Raw genomic sequence first — 16,886 nt, forward strand, 5'->3', positions numbered from 1 at the left:
AGACAGATTCCGGGTATTTCTGTCATATAGGTTCGGAGAGAGCCCTTGCAAAGGTCAAAACCGTGATCTCGGCCGCACCCGCCTTGCGCAGCGTCCGGCTTGCGGCAGCGACTGTCGCCCCTGTCGTATAGACGTCGTCGACGAGAACGATGCGCTTGCCGAAAATATCGTTTTCACGATCCTTTGCGATCGCGAAGGCTCCTCTGACATTGTCCTCGCGCGCTTTGGCGCCGAGGCCGACCTGCTGGCTGGTGCGCTTGACGCGCAGAAGCGTGGTGGCAAGCAGCGGCTTGCCGGAAAGTTTCGCCATGTGGCGGGCAAGCTCGGCCGCCTGATTGAACTTGCGCGCCAGTATGCGGGTGCGGTGCAGCGGCACTGGGATCAGCCCGTCGCAGCTTTCGACCGCACCGTCAGAGGCACGCAGCATCCAGGCCGCCATCATCGGCGCCAGATCGGTGCGATCGCGATATTTCAGTCCATGCACGAGATCGCGAACCGCGTGATCATGGGTCGCCGCCGACCGCAACCGGTCGAAAGGCGGCGGATTGGCGATCGCCTCGGCGCTGACGATCCCGGCGCCGAGGTCGTGCGAAAAGGGAATGCCGAGCACCTCGCAATAGGGCCGTTCGATGAAGCGGATGCCGGACCAGCATTTCGCGCACAGTCCGCGGTGGCCACCTGTGGAAATACCGCAGACGGAACAGGCGGGCGGATAGAAAAAATCAGCAAGCGCCGAAAATGGTCGCAGGAACTGCGTCCGTAAAGACTTTGACGGACTTTCGGAATCGGTCGGCCCCATACGGGCGAGACTAGCGCATATGCCTGAAAAGGAAAATCGCCTTGCCGCCTAGACGACCGGGGACTAAGGACACTGCCATGGAAACGATCTTCGACAGAGACCTGATCGCCGCACGTCGCCATCGCGCGCTTGTCAACAACGACCAGAAAGCCGCCTTCCTGCTGGACATCGCCGCCGAGGAAATGGCCGAGAGGCTTGCCGTCGTCGAGCGGCACTTCGAAACCGCTGTAGAGTTGCACGGCACGACCGGCGCGGCGGCCCGCATGGCGATGGCAACGGGCAAGATCGGCACGATGATCCGAGTCGAGAGCGAGAAGGCTTATGCGGGCGGAGGCGAAACCCTTATCGAAGCGCCGCTCGAGGACGTGCCGCTTGCGCCGCAGTCGGCCAATCTCATTCTTGCGCCGCTCAGCCTGCATCTGACCAACGATACACCGGGTGTCTTCATCCAGATTCGCCGTGCCCTGAAACCGGACGGCCTGTTCCTGGCGGCCATCCCCGGCGCCGGCACGCTGCAGGAATTGCGCGACGTGCTCCTGGCCGCCGAGGTCGAATTGACGGGCGGGGCCAGCCCACGCGTCATCCCCTTCGCCGATGTGCGCGATGTCGGCGGCCTTCTGCAGCGCGCCGGCTTCACCCTGCCGGTGATCGACGCGGAGACCTATACGGTGCGATACGCTTCGCTCTTTCCGCTGATGCGCGATCTCAGGGCGATGGGCATGAGCAATCCGCTCGCAGCCCGCAGCCGCATGCCGCTGACGCGGGCCTTCTTCCTGCGCGCAGCAGAGATCTACGCCGAGCGCTATTCCGATCCCGACGGACGCATTCGCGCGACATTCTCGATCATCTATGTCTCTGGATGGGTTGCCCACGAGAGCCAGCAGAAGCCGCTCCAGCCGGGTTCGGCCAAAGCGCGCCTTGCCGACGCGCTGAAAGTGGACGAGCACAAGCTCAGGCAGTAATCGTCGGCTGCTTCTTCAATTGACGGTCATCGTGTTGGTGACCACGCTGAAGACATTCTGCAGGCTGCCGGTAAAGATGCCGAGACCGGAGACGAGCGCTGTGCAGATGACGGCGGCGATCAGGCCGTATTCAACCGCCGTCGCACCTGTGCCGTCTGCAAGAAATGCTTTCAAAAGACGCATTACCCCAACCTTCTGCGTGAACCGGATGCAACGATCAATTCTACGGCCACCTGGCGGTGTCCGTCATTCCAAGCAACCGGCTTCAGCAACCGGCGCCAACACCGTAGCCCTGGACGACGCAGACCGAGCCGGGCGTATCCTGAAGCACGCTGCGACGAATCGTATAGTGCTTGCCGCTTTCGTTCTTCGGGATCGATCCGGTTGTGATCGTATCGAAATCGACCGGCGCGCTCGCAAAGACGCTTTTCTTCGAGGAATCCGCCAGCATCGGCGTCAGAATCAGCGTCAGCGCGACCACCGCCGTGCCAAAAAGAAGGGCGATATTGAGCGCGCCCGTCCTGCGCGAGGCAGACGAAGCCCGTTCCTTTTCCCGGACAGCTTTCCAGAAATCATCGTCCATGACGTCAAGCCTTTTAAATACGCACGCCAGATGCTTGATTGAGGCCGATCTTTGGCAGAAGGTGTTAAACGATCCATTAATATCCACAGCCGAAAACGGCACGGCGAGACAATAATCAGAGAATGCTAAAGTAAATCCTGCAGCATCGGGATGAGCGGCTCGTCGGCCGGCGGCATCGGGTAATCCCGGAGCGCCTGCGCCCGCACCCATTTCAAAGCCTGCCCCTCGCGGCCATGGGCAATCCCCTCATAGCGCCGGCAGATATAAAGCGGCATCAACAGGTGGAACGTTTCGTAGGAATGGCTGGCGAAAGTGAGCGGTGCCAGGCAGGCGATCTTGGTCTTGATGCCGAGCTCTTCCTCGAGTTCGCGCACCAGCGTCTCCTCCGGCGTCTCGCCGGGCTCGACTTTGCCGCCGGGAAACTCCCAGAGCCCGGCCAGCGACTTTCCCTCGGGGCGCTGTGCCAACAGGATACGGCCATCGGCATCGATCAAGGCGCAGGCGGCGACCAGCAATAATTTCCGGCCTGCCTCGCTCATCGCGGCTCCCGCTGCCAATAGCAATAGTGATAGGCGTCGCGAAAACCAAGGCGTTCATAGAGTGCGATGGCCGGGCGATTGGAAAGCTTGACCTGCAGCCAGGCCGAGCGGGCGCTGCGCATGCGCGCCCAGCGTAGCGCCGACGTCAGGATTTCAGTGCCGAGCCCTTCGCGTCGCCGCGTTTCGCAGACCGAAAGCGACATGATGCCGGCAAGATCGTTGTCCTGGACGCAGAGCACGGTCGCGAGCGGCCCTTTTGCCGCATTTTCGATCAAGAAGAGGCCCGACGGCGGTTTGATCGCCGAAATGATCTCGGCAAGCGCCGGTTTCAAGATCGCCGGCGCCTTCTCGACCGCCAGATTGGCATCGACGAAACGGCCGACATCATGGGTCGGCAGATGATCGAGAGTATCCGGCAGCTCAGCCTCGGCGAGATCGCATGTCATCACCACCGTCTCGTCGAACCGTGTCCAGTTCTGGGTGCGCAGAAGCTCGATCAGCACCGGCGAGGCGAGCGGCGTCTGCCGGACGACGGCGGCGCGGCCATAGGCTTCGAACTTCCGGCTCGCCTTTTCCAGACGAATCTCGACGTCGCGATGATCCGAGGGATCGAGCGGCACGATGGAATTCAGCCGGTTCGACGGGTAGCCCGCCGTCAATCGCACCTGCCAGCTACCGTCGTACTGCACCGATGCCGCCGGCCAGGCGCGAAAGCCGACAGCCTCCAGCCTGCGGACCAGCGGCAAATTCTGCGAGGAAATAGATGCCTGCATCAATGAACGATCAGCTCCGATAGTCGCCATTGATCGCAACATATTCCTTGGTGAGGTCGCAGGTCCAGACGGTTGCCGAACCGGTGCCGAGGCCGATATCGACCTTGACGGGGATATCTTGCGCCTTCATCACATTCGAGGCGGCTTCCTCGGAGTAGCCGGGATCACGCTCGCCGTTGACGGCGACCCTGACATCGCCGAACCAGATGGCGAGCCGGTCGCGATCTGCCATCTCGCCGGATTTGCCGACGGCCATGACGATGCGGCCCCAATTGGCGTCTTCGCCGGCGGCAGCCGTCTTGACCAGCGGCGAATTGGCGATCGACAGCGCGATGCGCTTGGCCGCGGCATCGCTTTCAGCGCCTGTCACGGTGATTTCCAGCATCTTGGTGGCACCCTCACCGTCACGCACCACCTGCAGCGACAGATCCTTCAGCACCTCGTTGAGGGCCGCCCGGAAGGCGGCCAGGCGCGGATCATCGGCGCGGTCGATGTGCGGCTGGCTGTCCTCGGCCGCCGCACCCGTTGCAAACAGCATCAGCGTGTCGGAGGTGGACGTGTCGCTGTCGACGGTCATCGAATTGAAGGTCGGCCCGACACCATCGGAGAGCAGCGCCTGCAGCGCTCCGGACGCGATGTCGGCGTCGGTGACGATGAAGGAGAGCATCGTCGCCATGTCGGGCGCGATCATGCCGGCGCCCTTGGCAATGCCGTTGATCGTCACCGCAATGCCGCCGATCTCGGCGCTGCGGGTCGACACCTTGGGATAGGTGTCGGTCGTCATGATCGCCTTGGCGGCCTCGAACCAGAAATCGCCGGTGGCCTCGGCCTGCATCCTGTCAAGGACACCGGCGAACTTGGTAGCATCGAGCGGTTCGCCGATGACGCCGGTCGATGCCAGATAGATCTCGTTCTCGCCGCAGCCGACGGCCGCCGCGGCCGACTTCGCAGTCAACTCGGTCGCCTGGCGGCCCTTCATGCCGGTAAAGGCATTGGCATTCCCGGAATTGACGACGACGGCCCGGGCGCTGCCATGGGGAAGATTGGCCCGGCAGAAATCCACGGGCGCCGACGGGCATTTGGAGCGGGTAAAGACCCCGGCGACGGCGGCCGGCTTGTCGAAGACCATCATCAGCACGTCGGTGCGGTTCTTGTACTTGATGCCGGCAGACGCCGTCGCCATGCGTACGCCTCGCAGCGAGGGCATGGCGACGAAGGATTTCGGAGCGAGCGGAGAAACGGAACCGGACATGATGAAACCTGCCAATGAGCATTTCCAGGCGGCATCAGAGCCGGATCGCCGTCTGGAAATGCGACAACATAGTGAAGGGCCCGGAAGAACCGGGCCCGATGCGAACATTACTGCTGCGGCGCCGGCGCGGCAGGCTCGCTGCCCGGCTCCGGCTGCTTGTTGGCTTCGTCGTAACCCTTGCGCAGCGCCTCGTCCGAGATCTCGATCTTGGCAGACGTCTTGGCCTGGTTGAGGAGAGCAAGATACTTGTCGCGCATGACGAGCTGACGAACCTGGTCCTGCACCTGGTCGAAGGGCGGCGGCGGAGCGTCACGCTTGTCCTCCACCTTGATGACGTGATAGCCGAAATCGGTCTTGACGGGCGTCTTGGAATAGGTGCCCTTGTCGAGCGCGAAGGCCGCGTCCTCGAATTCCTTGACCATGCGACCGCGCGAGAAATAGCCGAGGTCGCCGCCTTCCGATTTGTTCGGATCGGTGGATTTTTCCTTGGCGAGCTCGGCGAAATCCTTGCCGGCGTCGAGCTGCTTGATGATGTCCTTGGCTTCCTCTTCGGTCTTGACGAGAATGTGACGGGCGTGGACTTCCTCCTGCTTCGGGAGGGCTGCGACTTCCTTGTCGTAGCGAGCCTTGACCTCGTCCGGCGTCACGGTGTCGACGACATGCTTCTTGAAATAGGCGTTGTGCAGCTCGCGATCGGAGAGATACTGCATGCGCTTCTTGAATTCGTCGGTCTGATCGAGCTTCTCAGCCGCGGCATTGGCGGCAAGAAGCTTCACGTCGATGGCGGCGGAGAGAGCTGCGACCTTCTTCTTGTCGTCGGGGAGCTGCGCCAGCTGCGGATCGAGATTGGCGACGGCGAGATCGAGTTCCGACTGGTGGATCTCCAGATTGCCGACCTTGGCGACGACGGCGTCCTCTGCATGAGCCGGAACCTGGAATGCAACGAAAGTTGCAAAGGCCAGCAGGGCGAATTTATTGGTGCTCAACATCAAATAACCCTTCACAGTTATATCGCCGGCTTCAGCATTGCCTATTCCAGCTCAAAATAGCCATCAACACCGGATTGTGGCCTTTCTGCATCCGCCAAATCCGTTGACATCATTCGACCCCCCTCTTATCTGTCACGCAACCTCGCGTCCAGAACAGTTTCCGGGCGTTTCAAGGCATGCGCCTGATTTTCGGCCGGGCCGCGGACAAGAAACGTCGCGGATGAATATTGAGAAAGGACCAGTCACATGGTCAGCTTTGGCGGTATAGCCCGCAAGTTATTTGGATCGTCCAATGATCGCCGCGTGCGGTCCTACCAGCCGAACGTCGCCGCAATCAACTCCATCGAAGAGAAGACGAAGGCGCTGACGGACGAGCAGCTCGCGGCAAAAACGGCGGAATTCCGCGCGCTTCTCGCCGAAGGCAAGACGCTCGACGACATTCTGATCCCCGCCTTTGCGGTCGTGCGCGAGGCTTCGCGCCGCGTTCTCGGCCTGCGACCTTTTGACGTACAGCTGATCGGCGGCATGATCCTGCATTCGAATGCGATCGCCGAGATGAAGACCGGCGAAGGCAAGACCTTGGTCGCCACCCTGCCGGTCTACCTTAACGCGCTTTCCGGCAAGGGCGTGCACGTCGTCACCGTCAACGATTATCTCGCCCAGCGCGACGCCGCGACCATGGGTCGTGTCTACGGCTTTCTCGGCATGACCACGGGGGTCATCGTCCACGGCCTCTCCGACGAGGAGCGTCGCGCGGCCTACGCCTGCGACATCACCTATGCCACCAACAACGAGCTCGGCTTCGATTATCTGCGCGATAACATGAAGTACGAGAAGAACCAGATGGTCCAGCGCGGCCACAATTTCGCGATCGTCGACGAAGTGGATTCGATCCTCGTCGACGAGGCGCGCACGCCGCTGATCATCTCCGGTCCGCTCGACGACCGCTCCGAACTCTACAATACGATCGACGCATTCATTCCAGTGCTGGCGCCAAGCGATTACGAAATCGACGAAAAACAGCGCTCCGCTAACTTCTCCGAAGAAGGCACCGAGAAGCTGGAAAACCTGCTCCGCCAGGCCGGTCTGCTGAAGGGTAACGCGCTTTACGACATCGAGAACGTCGCGATCGTTCACCACATCAACAACGCACTGAAGGCCCACAAGCTCTTCCAGCGCGACAAGGACTATATCGTCCGCAACGGCGAAGTCGTCATTATTGACGAATTCACCGGCCGCATGATGCCGGGTCGACGTTATTCGGAAGGCCAGCACCAGGCGCTCGAAGCCAAGGAAAAGGTGCAGATCCAGCCGGAGAACCAGACGCTGGCTTCGATCACCTTCCAGAACTACTTCCGCATGTACGACAAGCTCGCCGGCATGACCGGCACGGCGCAGACGGAAGCGGAAGAATTCGGCAATATCTACAATCTCGACGTCATCGAGGTTCCGACCAACCTGCCGATCAAACGCATCGACGAGGACGACGAGGTCTACCGGACCTTCGACGAGAAGTTCAAGGCTATCATCGAGGAAATCCTCGCCGCACATAAGCGCGGTCAGCCGGTGCTTGTCGGCACCACTTCGATCGAGAAGTCGGAACTGCTCGCCGAGCGCCTGCGCAAGCAGGGCTTCAACGACTTTCAGGTGCTGAACGCCCGCTACCACGAGCAGGAAGCCTATATCGTCGCCCAGGCAGGCGTGCCGGGCGCCGTCACGATCGCCACCAACATGGCCGGCCGCGGCACCGACATTCAACTCGGCGGCAATCTGGACATGCGCATCGAACGTGAACTCGGCGAAGTCGAAGCTGGCCCGGAACGCGACGCCAGGGTCCAGGCGATCGTCGAGGAGATCAAAGGCCTCAAGGAAAAGGCGCTCGCCGCCGGCGGTCTCTACGTGATCGCCACCGAACGCCACGAGAGCCGACGCATCGACAACCAGCTGCGCGGCCGCTCCGGCCGTCAGGGCGACCCCGGCCGCTCGAAATTCTATCTTTCGCTTCAGGACGACCTGATGCGCATCTTCGGCTCCGACCGCATGGACAGCATGCTGACCAAGCTCGGCCTCAAGGAGGGCGAGGCGATCGTCCATCCCTGGATCAACAAGGCGCTCGAGCGCGCGCAGAAGAAGGTTGAAGCCCGCAACTTCGATATCCGCAAGAACCTCTTGAAGTATGACGACGTCCTCAACGATCAGCGCAAGGTCATTTTCGAGCAGCGTCTCGAACTGATGGAAGCGACCAATATTTCCGAGACCGTCTCCGACATGCGCCGCGAAGTGATCGAAGATCTGGTCGAAAAGCATATCCCCGAGCGCGCCTATGCCGAACAATGGGATGCCGTCGGCCTGAAGACCGGTGTTGCCAATATTCTGAACCTCGATCTGCCGATCGAGGAATGGTTCCAGGAAGAAGGCATCGGCGAGGACGATATTCGCGAGCGCCTGACGGAAGCCGCCAATGCCGCCTTTACGGAAAAGGCCGAGCGCTTCGGCGACGACATCATGCATTATGTCGAACGCTCGATCGTCATGCAGACGCTCGATCATCTCTGGCGCGAGCACATCGTCAACCTCGACCATCTGCGCTCCGTCATCGGTTTCCGCGGTTATGCCCAGCGCGATCCGCTGCAGGAATACAAGTCCGAAGCCTTCGAACTCTTCACCGGGCTCCTCAACAATCTGCGCGAGGCCGTCACCGCCCAGCTGATGCGCGTCGAACTGGTGCAGCAGGCGCCCGCCGAACCCGAACCGCCACTGATGCAGGCCCATCATCTCGATCCGACGACCGGCGAGGACGACTTCGCCCCTATCTACCAGGCCTCCGAAGTCACGGTCGCCCCCGAGAACCGCAAGCCTGATGACCCCGCTACCTGGGGCAAGGTCGGCCGCAACGAGGCCTGCCCTTGCGGCTCCGGCAAGAAATACAAGCATTGCCACGGGGCCTTCGAACAGGTCTGAGAAAATCGCAACGACGCTGAAAATGCCGCCTTCGGGCGGCATTTTCTTTCTGCGGCAACGCCGGAAAGTAACAGTTCCGCGTTGGACGACGAGCCGCATCCGGAACCGTTTCTTAACCCTGCTCTGTCAAGACTTCAGGGACGATTTGCCTGACCTTCAGAGTTTTGCGTGTTCATCATGGCAGTCATAGAAACAGCGGAGAAACTGCTGCCGGCGGGTCTGCGCCCGATCGGCGGGCGTACGCTGCGCATGCTTGCGGCCGTGCTCACCGAGGGTGGGGAGAAGGCCACCGCCCAGCGCATGGCGCTGACGGCCTTCTCGATCCGTATCCTCAGTGCCGCGCTCGCCTTTATCTCCCAGATCGTCCTCGCCCGGCTGATGGGCGAATATGAGTATGGCGTCTTCGTTTTCGTCTGGGTGCTGGTCGTCATGGTTGGCGATCTCTCCTGTCTGGGCTTTCACACCGCCATTGTCCGTTTTCTGCCGCAGTACAAGGCGGCAGGCGCCTTCGACGAAATCCGCGGGCTGACCGGCACGGCACGGGTTTTCGCACTGCTTTCGGGCACGGCGATGCTCGCGGCCGGCATGCTCGGACTGCACTTCTTCGGCGATACGATCGAGGCCTATTATCTCGTCCCGATCTTCCTCGGCCTGCTGGCCATGCCGATGATTGCACTCGGCGATATTCTGGAAGGCACCTCGCGGGCGAACCATTGGGCGGTGATGGCGCTGAGCCCGGTCTATATCATCCGCCCGATCCTCATCATCGCCTTCATGCTGATCGCGATTGCCATGGGCGCCCCGCATACGGCCGTCACGGCGATGCAGGCAGCGCTTGCCGCCACCTTCGTCACTGCCCTCGGCCAATATGGCGCAACCCTCTACCGCCTGCGCCGGCATTTCGACGAAGGCCCGCGCAAGGTCGATTTCCTCGCCTGGCTCAGTGTCGCCTTCCCGATCTTCCTGATCGAGGGCGTGAGTTTCCTGCTCACCAATTCCGATGTCGTCGTCGTCGGCATTTTCCTCGAGCCGCACGACGTCGCCATTTATTTCGCCGCCGCCAAGACCATGGCGCTGGTTCATTTCATCAATTTCTCGGTGAAGGCCGCCGCCGGCCCGCGCTTTTCCGCGATCATCGCCGAAGGTGATCATGCCCAGCTCGCGAGCGCCGCCGCCGACGCAGCCCGTTGGACCTTCTGGCCGGCGCTCGGCGTCGGTCTTGCCGTGCTGGCGGCCGGCCATTTGCTGTTGTCGCTGTTCGGCGGCGCGTTCACCGCAGGTTATCTCGTCATGGCGATCCTGCTCGCCGGCATCCTCGCCAAATCGCTGGTCGGTCCCGCCGAGACGCTGCTGATGATGGCGGGCAAGCAGAATCTCTGCGTCGCGCTCTATGCCGGCGCCCTCACCGCCAATGTCAGCCTCAACCTCGCATTGATCCCGGATTATGGCATCGAAGGCACTGCGATCGCCACGGCCTCGGCGATGGCGGTTGAGGCCATCCTTCTGCATGTCGCCGTGCGCCGTGCGCTCGGCATCGTCCTCTTCGCCTTCACCAGCCCCTCCGCCGCAACGCCAGAAATGAGAGTTCGATAGATGGTGCGCCTGCCCCCCGTCACCGAAAGCACCGACAGCATCAGCAACCGGATGATTCATGATCTCGCGGCGCTGCATTTCGAAGCGCCGCAGGCCGAGGCCCGTGCCGAGATCGGCCGGCCGGGGCGCGAACTCTGCCTCTATCCCGGCAAGCTCGGCTACGAACTTCAGGACGAGCTCGACTTCCTCTCCAACCGGGCGATGGAACCGAACGTCTTTTTCTCCGGCCGCTTCCTCGCACCCGCGATGCCACGGATCGAAGACCGGCAGGTGAACTTCGCCCTGATCCGCGACCACAATGACAGCCGCAGCCGCATGCGCTTCCTCCTGCCGTTTTCGGTCGATAAACCGGGCTTTGCCGTCGGCCCCTCGATCATCCGCGGCTGGTCGAACAGCTTCGGCCCGCTCGGCACGCCGCTGGTCGACAGCGAAGATGCGGCCGAAACCCTCGACAATTTCTTCGAGGGTCTCACCGTTCCCGATCTCAACCTGCCGAGCACCCTGGTCTTGCCGGATCTGAGATTGAACGGAATTTTCGTGCGCATGCTCAAGGCCGTGGCGCTCAGCCGCAATCTTCCGCTGACGGTGACCAATCCCTATCTGCGTCCGATGCTGCAGAGCGAGGAAGAAGCGCCCGCCTACCTCGGCAAAACCATCTCCTCCTCGCATATGCGCGAGATGCGCCGCCAGTGGCGGCTGCTGGAGGAACAGGGAACGGCGGTCTACGCCGTCGCCCGCCAGCCGCGTGACGTCCATATCCGCTTCGAGGAATTCCTGGCAATGGAGGCCGGCGGCTGGAAGGGCAAGCGGCGAAGCGCGCTCGTCACCGATCGTTATCATACCGCCTTCGCCCGCGAGGCGGTGTGGAACCTTGCCGCCGTCGACGCCGTGCGCATCCATACGATCGATCTCAACGGCAAGGCGATCGCCGCCATCGTCGTTTTGATGATGGGTGGCGAGGCCTATACCTGGAAGACCGCCTATGACGAGAACTATGCCCGCTATTCGCCGGGCAAGCTCTTGATGAGCGAACTCACGGAATGGCATCTCGACGACGCCAATATCGTGCGCTCGGATTCCTGCGCCGTTTCCGATCATCCGATCATGAGCCGCTTCTGGCAGGAGCGCGAGGAGATGGGCACGCTGGTCATCGGCCTAACCCAGAACGGCGACCGCGACATGCGCCAGGCGGCCGCGCAGCTTCACATGTACCGCAGCACCCGCAACATGGCAAAGATGCTGCGTGAGAAGATCATGTCGCTCGCTGGCCGAGGTTAGAGTCTTCCGCCGCAGCTTTCTCCCGCAGCAGCCGGCGGATGACCTTGCCGGTTGTCGTCAGCGGCAATGACTCGACGAATTCCACCTCACGCGGATATTCGTGCATCGACAGCCGCATCTTCACCCATTCCCTGATATCGGCGGCCAGCGCCTCGCTTGGGGAATGGGCAGGAGACAGGACGATATAGGCTTTGACGATCTCGGTGCGCACGACATCGGGTTTGCCGACGGCAGCGGCAAGCTGCACCGCGGGATGGCCGATCAGGCAGTCTTCGATCTCGGCCGGACCGATGCGGTATCCTGACGAGGTGATGACGTCGTCGTCACGGCCTTCGAAGGTGACATAGCCTTCCGCGTCCTGCCGGCCGATATCGCCGGTGAGCAACCAGTTCTTGACGAATTTTTTCTCGGTCGCCGCCGCATCGTTCCAATAGCCGAGGAACATGACGGGATCCGGACTGGCAATGGCGATCTGGCCCGGTTCGCCGGCCGGCAGTTCGTCCCCAGCATCATCGACGATCGCGACGCGGTGTCCCGGCACCGCCCGGCCGGTGGCGCCGGCCCTGGTCACGCCATAGCCGCCACTCGACGACAGCACGAAGTTGCACTCCGTCTGGCCGTAGAATTCATTGACCGTGATGCCGAGCGCACGCCGCGCCCATTCGTAGGTCTCGCGGCCAAGCGCCTCCCCGGCAGAACCGATGGTGCGCAGCGTCAGATCGTATTTCGAGCGCGGATCGGAAACGGACCGCATTAGCCGCAGCGCCGTCGGCGGAATGAAAGCGTTGCGCACCTTCATCTCCGCCATGATCCGGTAGGCCATATCGGCATCGAATTTCTGCGCCGGCGAGGAGACGACCGGAACGCCAAGCAGAAGACTCGGCAGCAGCGCATTGAGCAGACCGCCCGCCCAGGCCCAATCGGATGGCGTCCAGATCTTGTCGCCTGCTTTCGGAAAACCCTCATGGGCAAATTGCATACCCGGAATATGACCGGGCAGAACGCGGTGGCCATGCAGCGCGCCCTTGGGCGGCCCCGTCGTGCCCGAAGTGAAGATCATCAGCGCCGGATCGTTCGGACCACTCCTAGCGACATCGAAGATGGAAGGGTGACTATCCACCAGCTCGGCAAAGCCAAGCGCATCGCCATTGGCCCCGTCGATGCTGATCACATGCTTCAGCATCGGCAGACGATTGCGGACTTGCCGGATGCGTTCGAAACCGAAGCCATTGGTGACGATCGCCGCGGCACCCGCCGCCTTCAGCCGGTATTCCAGCGCCTCCACGCCGAAGAGCAGCGCCAGCGGCAGCGCGATTGCTCCCATCTTGTAGATCGCCACATGGGCAATCACCGTCTCGAAGGACTGCGGCAGGAGCAGCGCGACACGATCGCCGCGTTTGATGCCGAGCAAAACCAGTGCATTTGCGAAGGCCGCGGAACGGTCGGCAAGCGCGCGGTAGGTCATCGTGCGGTGATAGCCATCCGGGCTGAAATGTTCGAGACAAACACGCTCTGGCGCTCGCACCGCCCAGTCGTCGCTGACAGCGCGGCCGATATTGAAGTCTTCGGGAATCCGCCAGGAGAAATCGCGATAGAGATCATCGTAACGATCATGGAAGGGCAGCTGCATAGTCGGATTCCGGTAAAAATGCTGCAGCAGCTAACACCTTGCGGCGCCGATGTGCAAGCCGCCGCCCGAAACCGTATGGGAAGCGCCGCTTTTCAACGGTCGCAGGTCACTGCGCTCTTGCAGCACAAATTCTCGTTCCCCCCCTTCGATGGGATGCCCTCATCGCCTTCCGCGATTGAGACTATTTCCGGTTGTCGGGATCGAGCTGTCGGCGCATCGTCACCAGAAATTGCTCGGCAAGCGCCCTGTCCTCGACCGCGCGCGCAAGAATGACCGCCCCCATCATCGAGGAGAGCGTGGTGGCGGCATTGGCTCGGCGCTCCTCGTCCGTCTCGCCCGGAACGATATCGGCGAGCGTGTCCACCAGCACCGACAATCCGTCGCTGAAAACTGCCCGGACGGCGCCGTGGCTGCGGCTCACCTCCTGAATCAGCGTCGCAAAGACGCAACTGCCGCCGGGATCGTCGACCGTACGCCAGTGGATATAATGATCGAGAAGCGCCTGCAGCGGCCGCTCCGGAGCCTCGGCAATATGCTCCTTCCAGCGTCTCTCGACCTTGCCGATCAGCTTGCGGCTGACCTCGAGCGCCAGCTCGTCCTTCGAACTGAAGTGGCCGTAGAAGCCACCATGTGTCAGCCCCGCCGCCTTCATGATATCGGCGACGCCGACGCCATCGAAACCGTTCTCGCGAAAGAGCACGCCGGCAACGCTGAGGATCCTCTCGCGGTTTTCAGCAAATTTCTCGCGGCTGACCCGCATCGTCGTCTCCAGAAATAGTCGCTTGACAAAATATATGATGTCCATCATCAATAAGCAAGAAATATGATGACCATCATGTAAATCGGTCCACGACCCTCCCAACCTCACTTCCGACGGACTCTCCCATGATTTCCACAGTCCTTGCCTCCTCCCTTGCCCGGCGCAACATCCATTATGGTTGGGTGGTCGTTGCCGCGACCTTCCTGACCATGCTGGTCACGGCAGGCGCCATGGGCGCGCCCGGCGTGCTCATCAAGCCGCTCCAGGACGAGTTCGGCTGGGAGACCTCGCAGATTTCCTCTGCGCTGGCGATCCGCCTGATCCTTTTCGGTTTCATGGGACCGTTCGCCGCCGCCTTCATGAATTATTTCGGGGTGCGAAAGGTCATTGTCTTTGCACTGGCGCTGATCGGCTCCGGCTTCATCGGGTCGTTGTTCATGACCAAGCTTTGGCATCTGCTGGCGCTGTGGGGCATCGTCGTCGGCTTCGGAACCGGCCTGACGGCCATGGTGCTGGCGGCAACGGTTTCGACGCGTTGGTTCGTCAAGCATCGCGGTCTAGTCGTCGGCATGCTCTCCGCAAGCTCGGCAACCGGTCAGCTCGTCTTCCTGCCGCTGATGGCGCAACTCACCGAGCGTTATGGCTGGCGTGCCACCGTCTTCTTCGTCTGCGCCATGATCATGGCTGCCGCCTTTCTCGTCCTTCTCTTCATGCGTGACCGCCCTTCGGACGTGAACCTGCCGTCGCTGGGAGAAGCCCATATCGCGCCTGCGCCGGCCCGCACTACGCTCGGCGCAGCGCTGATGACGCCGATCACCATTCTGCGCGAAATCTCCGCAACCTCGACCTTCTGGATCCTGTTCGCTACCTTTTTCATCTGCGGTCTCAGCACCAACGGCCTGATCCAGACCCATTTCGTCACCCTCTGCGGTGATTTCGGCATCGTGCCCGTGGCCGCCGCCAGCGTGCTTGCCGTCATGGGCATCTTCGACTTCTTCGGCACGATCGGCTCCGGCTGGCTCTCCGACCGGTTCGACAATCGCTGGCTGCTGTTTTGGTATTACGGCCTGCGCGGCCTGTCGCTGCTCTATCTGCCCTTCAGCGATTTCAGCTTCTACGGCCTCTCCATCTTCGCCATCTTCTATGGTCTTGACTGGATCGCCACCGTGCCGCCGACCGTCAAGATCGCCGCCGATCGCTTCGGCCGGGAGAAGGTCGGCCTCGTGTTCGGCTGGGTCTTTGCCGGCCATCAGCTCGGCGCCGCCACCGCCGCCTATGGCGCCGGCCTGTCGCGCACAGAACTGTCGAGCTATCTACCCGCCTTCTTCGTCGCCGGCGCCTTCTGCCTGCTGGCTTCGATCCTGGCAATCACGCTGAAGAAGTCCGCCCTGACCAACGCAGTACCTGCCGCCGCCCACTGAGACGAAATAGGATCCGGCCTCGAAACGAGGCCGGATCCCTCGCAGCGCTTCACGGCGATAACTTCGCCAGCCCGTCTTGCGCGCCCAGGCGCTCGCATGTTAGACAGCCGCCCGTCCGTATCCGTTGCCCCATTGGCGGAATTGGTAGACGCGCTCGACTCAAAATCGAGTTTCGAAAGAAGTGCTGGTTCGACCCCGGCATGGGGCACCACCTCCCAAATCGCTATTAAATTCATTGGGATTTTTCGGCCACGAATGGCTCTAATGGTCGATCAGCGCCAAGGTGAGGCTAATCGTTGGTAGCGGGCGGCTTAAAAACGGTATCGATGGCGGCGCTCAATACAGCGAACCATCAATGGCCTTCCTCACCTTCTGCGACAGCTCTTCGAGCGTTGCCATTACCTGGTTCTCCGGCGACAGCGGGGCCGCCGGATCGTATCTTGTGACCAGATATTCCCTTTTGAGCGTCGCCAAGTGTGCCTCCGTTCGCTTTCGCAAAATTAAGCCGGCATCCTTCGCCCATTGCGATCCCTCGCCAATGTCATGTTGAAGGCCGCGAATCTTCTTGGGTTCATGCCCTTTGGCGAGCAGAAACGCATTCAGATGAAGCTCGATCGAGTGGAGGGCCAGAAACCGGCGCGGAGTATGCGACAGCGGTGTGCTCCGAGAGCACTCCCCAAGCAAAATCGCGGCGGTTCGGTAATGCGATGCCAGCTCGAGAATATCGTGAACGCTTGCTTCACACCCAGGGTATGATGCATCCAAGACAAGAACCTCCCCCTGGCTCCAACGTATTGGTGCAGGTTGCCAGGATGCAGGTGGGAGTCAATATCGCCCAAAGGGGTAGGCTGGGGCTTCCGAGCAAGTTGATCGGCCTGGACACTCCCAATGATCTCGCGTGATCATCTGGCGAAACCCGGCCTGCGGGAGCCGGGCTTTGTTGTCGCGGTTTTCATCAATAGCAGCGCCTGACCGTCCTGGTCACCTCGCCTTCATCGGTCTGGCGGGTGACGCTCCTGGTTTCGCAGTCATCGTGTCGATAGCGGCGGTGCTCACGTTCACGCACAGCACCGAAAGTGACGCCGCGCTCACTGATGGTGATGCCGGGCCGTATCCGCTCCTGGCGATAATCGTCGTCATAGGAACGCTCCCTGACATAGACACTGTCGGCAAGCACCGGCGCTGCAAAAGAGCAGGCGGCAAGGGCCGCCACAGAACAGTTCAGGATGATCTTCCGCATATCCTTTCTCCTTCTCTTGACGAAAAGGCAACGACCCAAGATGCAAGTGGTTCCAGTACCAGCAACCGCTCGTTCACGCCGTGAGCGATCGTAGGCCCTATTATTT

16 protein-coding genes and 1 tRNA gene are annotated in these 16,886 nt (G+C 61.5%); 6 read left to right on the top strand and 11 right to left on the bottom strand.

The annotated features are described in order from the left end of the window. Positions 1-22 precede the first annotated feature (22 nt). Positions 23-799, bottom strand: a complete 777-nt coding sequence (locus tag J0663_RS06740; protein WP_207243674.1) for a ComF family protein — start codon at positions 797-799, stop codon at positions 23-25. Between the two features lie 77 nt (positions 800-876). Here J0663_RS06740 and J0663_RS06745 point away from each other — a divergent pair, with 77 nt between their 5' ends. Next, entirely contained in the window at positions 877-1,761 is an 885-nt protein-coding gene (locus J0663_RS06745; RefSeq protein ID WP_207243675.1) for a methyltransferase domain-containing protein, read from the top strand. A gap of 15 nt (positions 1,762-1,776) precedes the next feature. Here J0663_RS06745 and J0663_RS06750 read toward each other — a convergent pair whose 3' ends face one another. The 6 genes from J0663_RS06750 to J0663_RS06775 form a co-directional block, all read right to left on the bottom strand. Further along, positions 1,777-1,944, bottom strand: a complete 168-nt coding sequence (locus tag J0663_RS06750) for a Flp family type IVb pilin (RefSeq protein WP_207243676.1) — start codon at positions 1,942-1,944, stop codon at positions 1,777-1,779. Between the two features lie 82 nt (positions 1,945-2,026). Continuing rightward, a complete protein-coding gene (locus J0663_RS06755) occupies positions 2,027-2,344 on the bottom strand; it encodes a hypothetical protein (protein WP_064697586.1) in 318 nt (105 codons plus the stop codon). Between the two features lie 125 nt (positions 2,345-2,469). Next, positions 2,470-2,883 carry an 8-oxo-dGTP diphosphatase MutT gene (gene mutT / locus J0663_RS06760; RefSeq protein ID WP_207243677.1) on the bottom strand — a complete coding sequence of 138 codons (414 nt, stop codon included), beginning with the start codon at positions 2,881-2,883 and terminating at the stop codon, positions 2,470-2,472. Further along, positions 2,880-3,686, bottom strand: coding sequence for a GNAT family N-acetyltransferase (locus J0663_RS06765; protein WP_207243678.1), 807 nt, complete (start codon positions 3,684-3,686; stop codon positions 2,880-2,882). The genes mutT and J0663_RS06765 overlap by 4 nt, the downstream gene beginning before the upstream one ends. Then, positions 3,667-4,908 carry a bifunctional glutamate N-acetyltransferase/amino-acid acetyltransferase ArgJ gene (gene argJ, locus J0663_RS06770; protein ID WP_207244451.1) on the bottom strand — a complete coding sequence of 414 codons (1,242 nt, stop codon included), beginning with the start codon at positions 4,906-4,908 and terminating at the stop codon, positions 3,667-3,669. The genes J0663_RS06765 and argJ overlap by 20 nt, the downstream gene beginning before the upstream one ends. A 107-nt stretch (positions 4,909-5,015) precedes the next feature. Then, positions 5,016-5,897, bottom strand: a complete 882-nt coding sequence (locus tag J0663_RS06775; protein WP_207243679.1) for a peptidylprolyl isomerase — start codon at positions 5,895-5,897, stop codon at positions 5,016-5,018. 246 nt (positions 5,898-6,143) lie between these two features. On the opposite strand from J0663_RS06775, the gene secA reads away from it, so the two are divergent. From secA to J0663_RS06790, 3 genes are all read left to right on the top strand, one after another. Continuing rightward, positions 6,144-8,858, top strand: a complete 2,715-nt coding sequence (gene secA / locus J0663_RS06780) for a preprotein translocase subunit SecA (RefSeq protein ID WP_207243680.1) — start codon at positions 6,144-6,146, stop codon at positions 8,856-8,858. Between the two features lie 177 nt (positions 8,859-9,035). After that, on the top strand, positions 9,036-10,451 hold the full coding sequence (locus J0663_RS06785; RefSeq protein ID WP_207243681.1) for a lipopolysaccharide biosynthesis protein: 1,416 nt from the start codon (positions 9,036-9,038) through the stop codon (positions 10,449-10,451). Continuing rightward, entirely contained in the window at positions 10,452-11,729 is a 1,278-nt protein-coding gene (locus J0663_RS06790; protein WP_207243682.1) for a GNAT family N-acetyltransferase, read from the top strand. Here J0663_RS06790 and J0663_RS06795 read toward each other — a convergent pair. After that, a complete protein-coding gene (locus J0663_RS06795; RefSeq protein ID WP_207243683.1) occupies positions 11,704-13,359 on the bottom strand; it encodes an AMP-binding protein in 1,656 nt (551 codons plus the stop codon). The two genes, J0663_RS06790 and J0663_RS06795, sit on opposite strands and share 26 nt — an antisense overlap. A gap of 181 nt (positions 13,360-13,540) precedes the next feature. Beyond that, entirely contained in the window at positions 13,541-14,119 is a 579-nt protein-coding gene (locus tag J0663_RS06800; protein ID WP_207243684.1) for a TetR/AcrR family transcriptional regulator, read from the bottom strand. Between the two features lie 125 nt (positions 14,120-14,244). On the opposite strand from J0663_RS06800, the gene J0663_RS06805 reads away from it, so the two are divergent. Beyond that, on the top strand, positions 14,245-15,540 hold the full coding sequence (locus J0663_RS06805; protein WP_207243685.1) for an MFS transporter: 1,296 nt from the start codon (positions 14,245-14,247) through the stop codon (positions 15,538-15,540). A gap of 126 nt (positions 15,541-15,666) precedes the next feature. After that, positions 15,667-15,751, top strand: a tRNA-Leu gene (locus J0663_RS06810). Positions 15,752-15,876: 125 nt separating this feature from the next. Here J0663_RS06810 and J0663_RS06815 read toward each other — a convergent pair. Together J0663_RS06815 and J0663_RS06820 are read right to left on the bottom strand one after the other, a co-directional pair. Continuing rightward, entirely contained in the window at positions 15,877-16,305 is a 429-nt protein-coding gene (locus J0663_RS06815; RefSeq protein ID WP_207243686.1) for a hypothetical protein, read from the bottom strand. A 190-nt stretch (positions 16,306-16,495) separates the two neighbouring features. After that, on the bottom strand, positions 16,496-16,780 hold the full coding sequence (locus J0663_RS06820) for a hypothetical protein (protein WP_207243687.1): 285 nt from the start codon (positions 16,778-16,780) through the stop codon (positions 16,496-16,498). Positions 16,781-16,886 lie beyond the last annotated feature (106 nt).

This window comes from Rhizobium lentis (assembly GCF_017352135.1).
GTDB classification, from domain to species: Bacteria; Pseudomonadota; Alphaproteobacteria; order Rhizobiales; family Rhizobiaceae; genus Rhizobium; species Rhizobium lentis.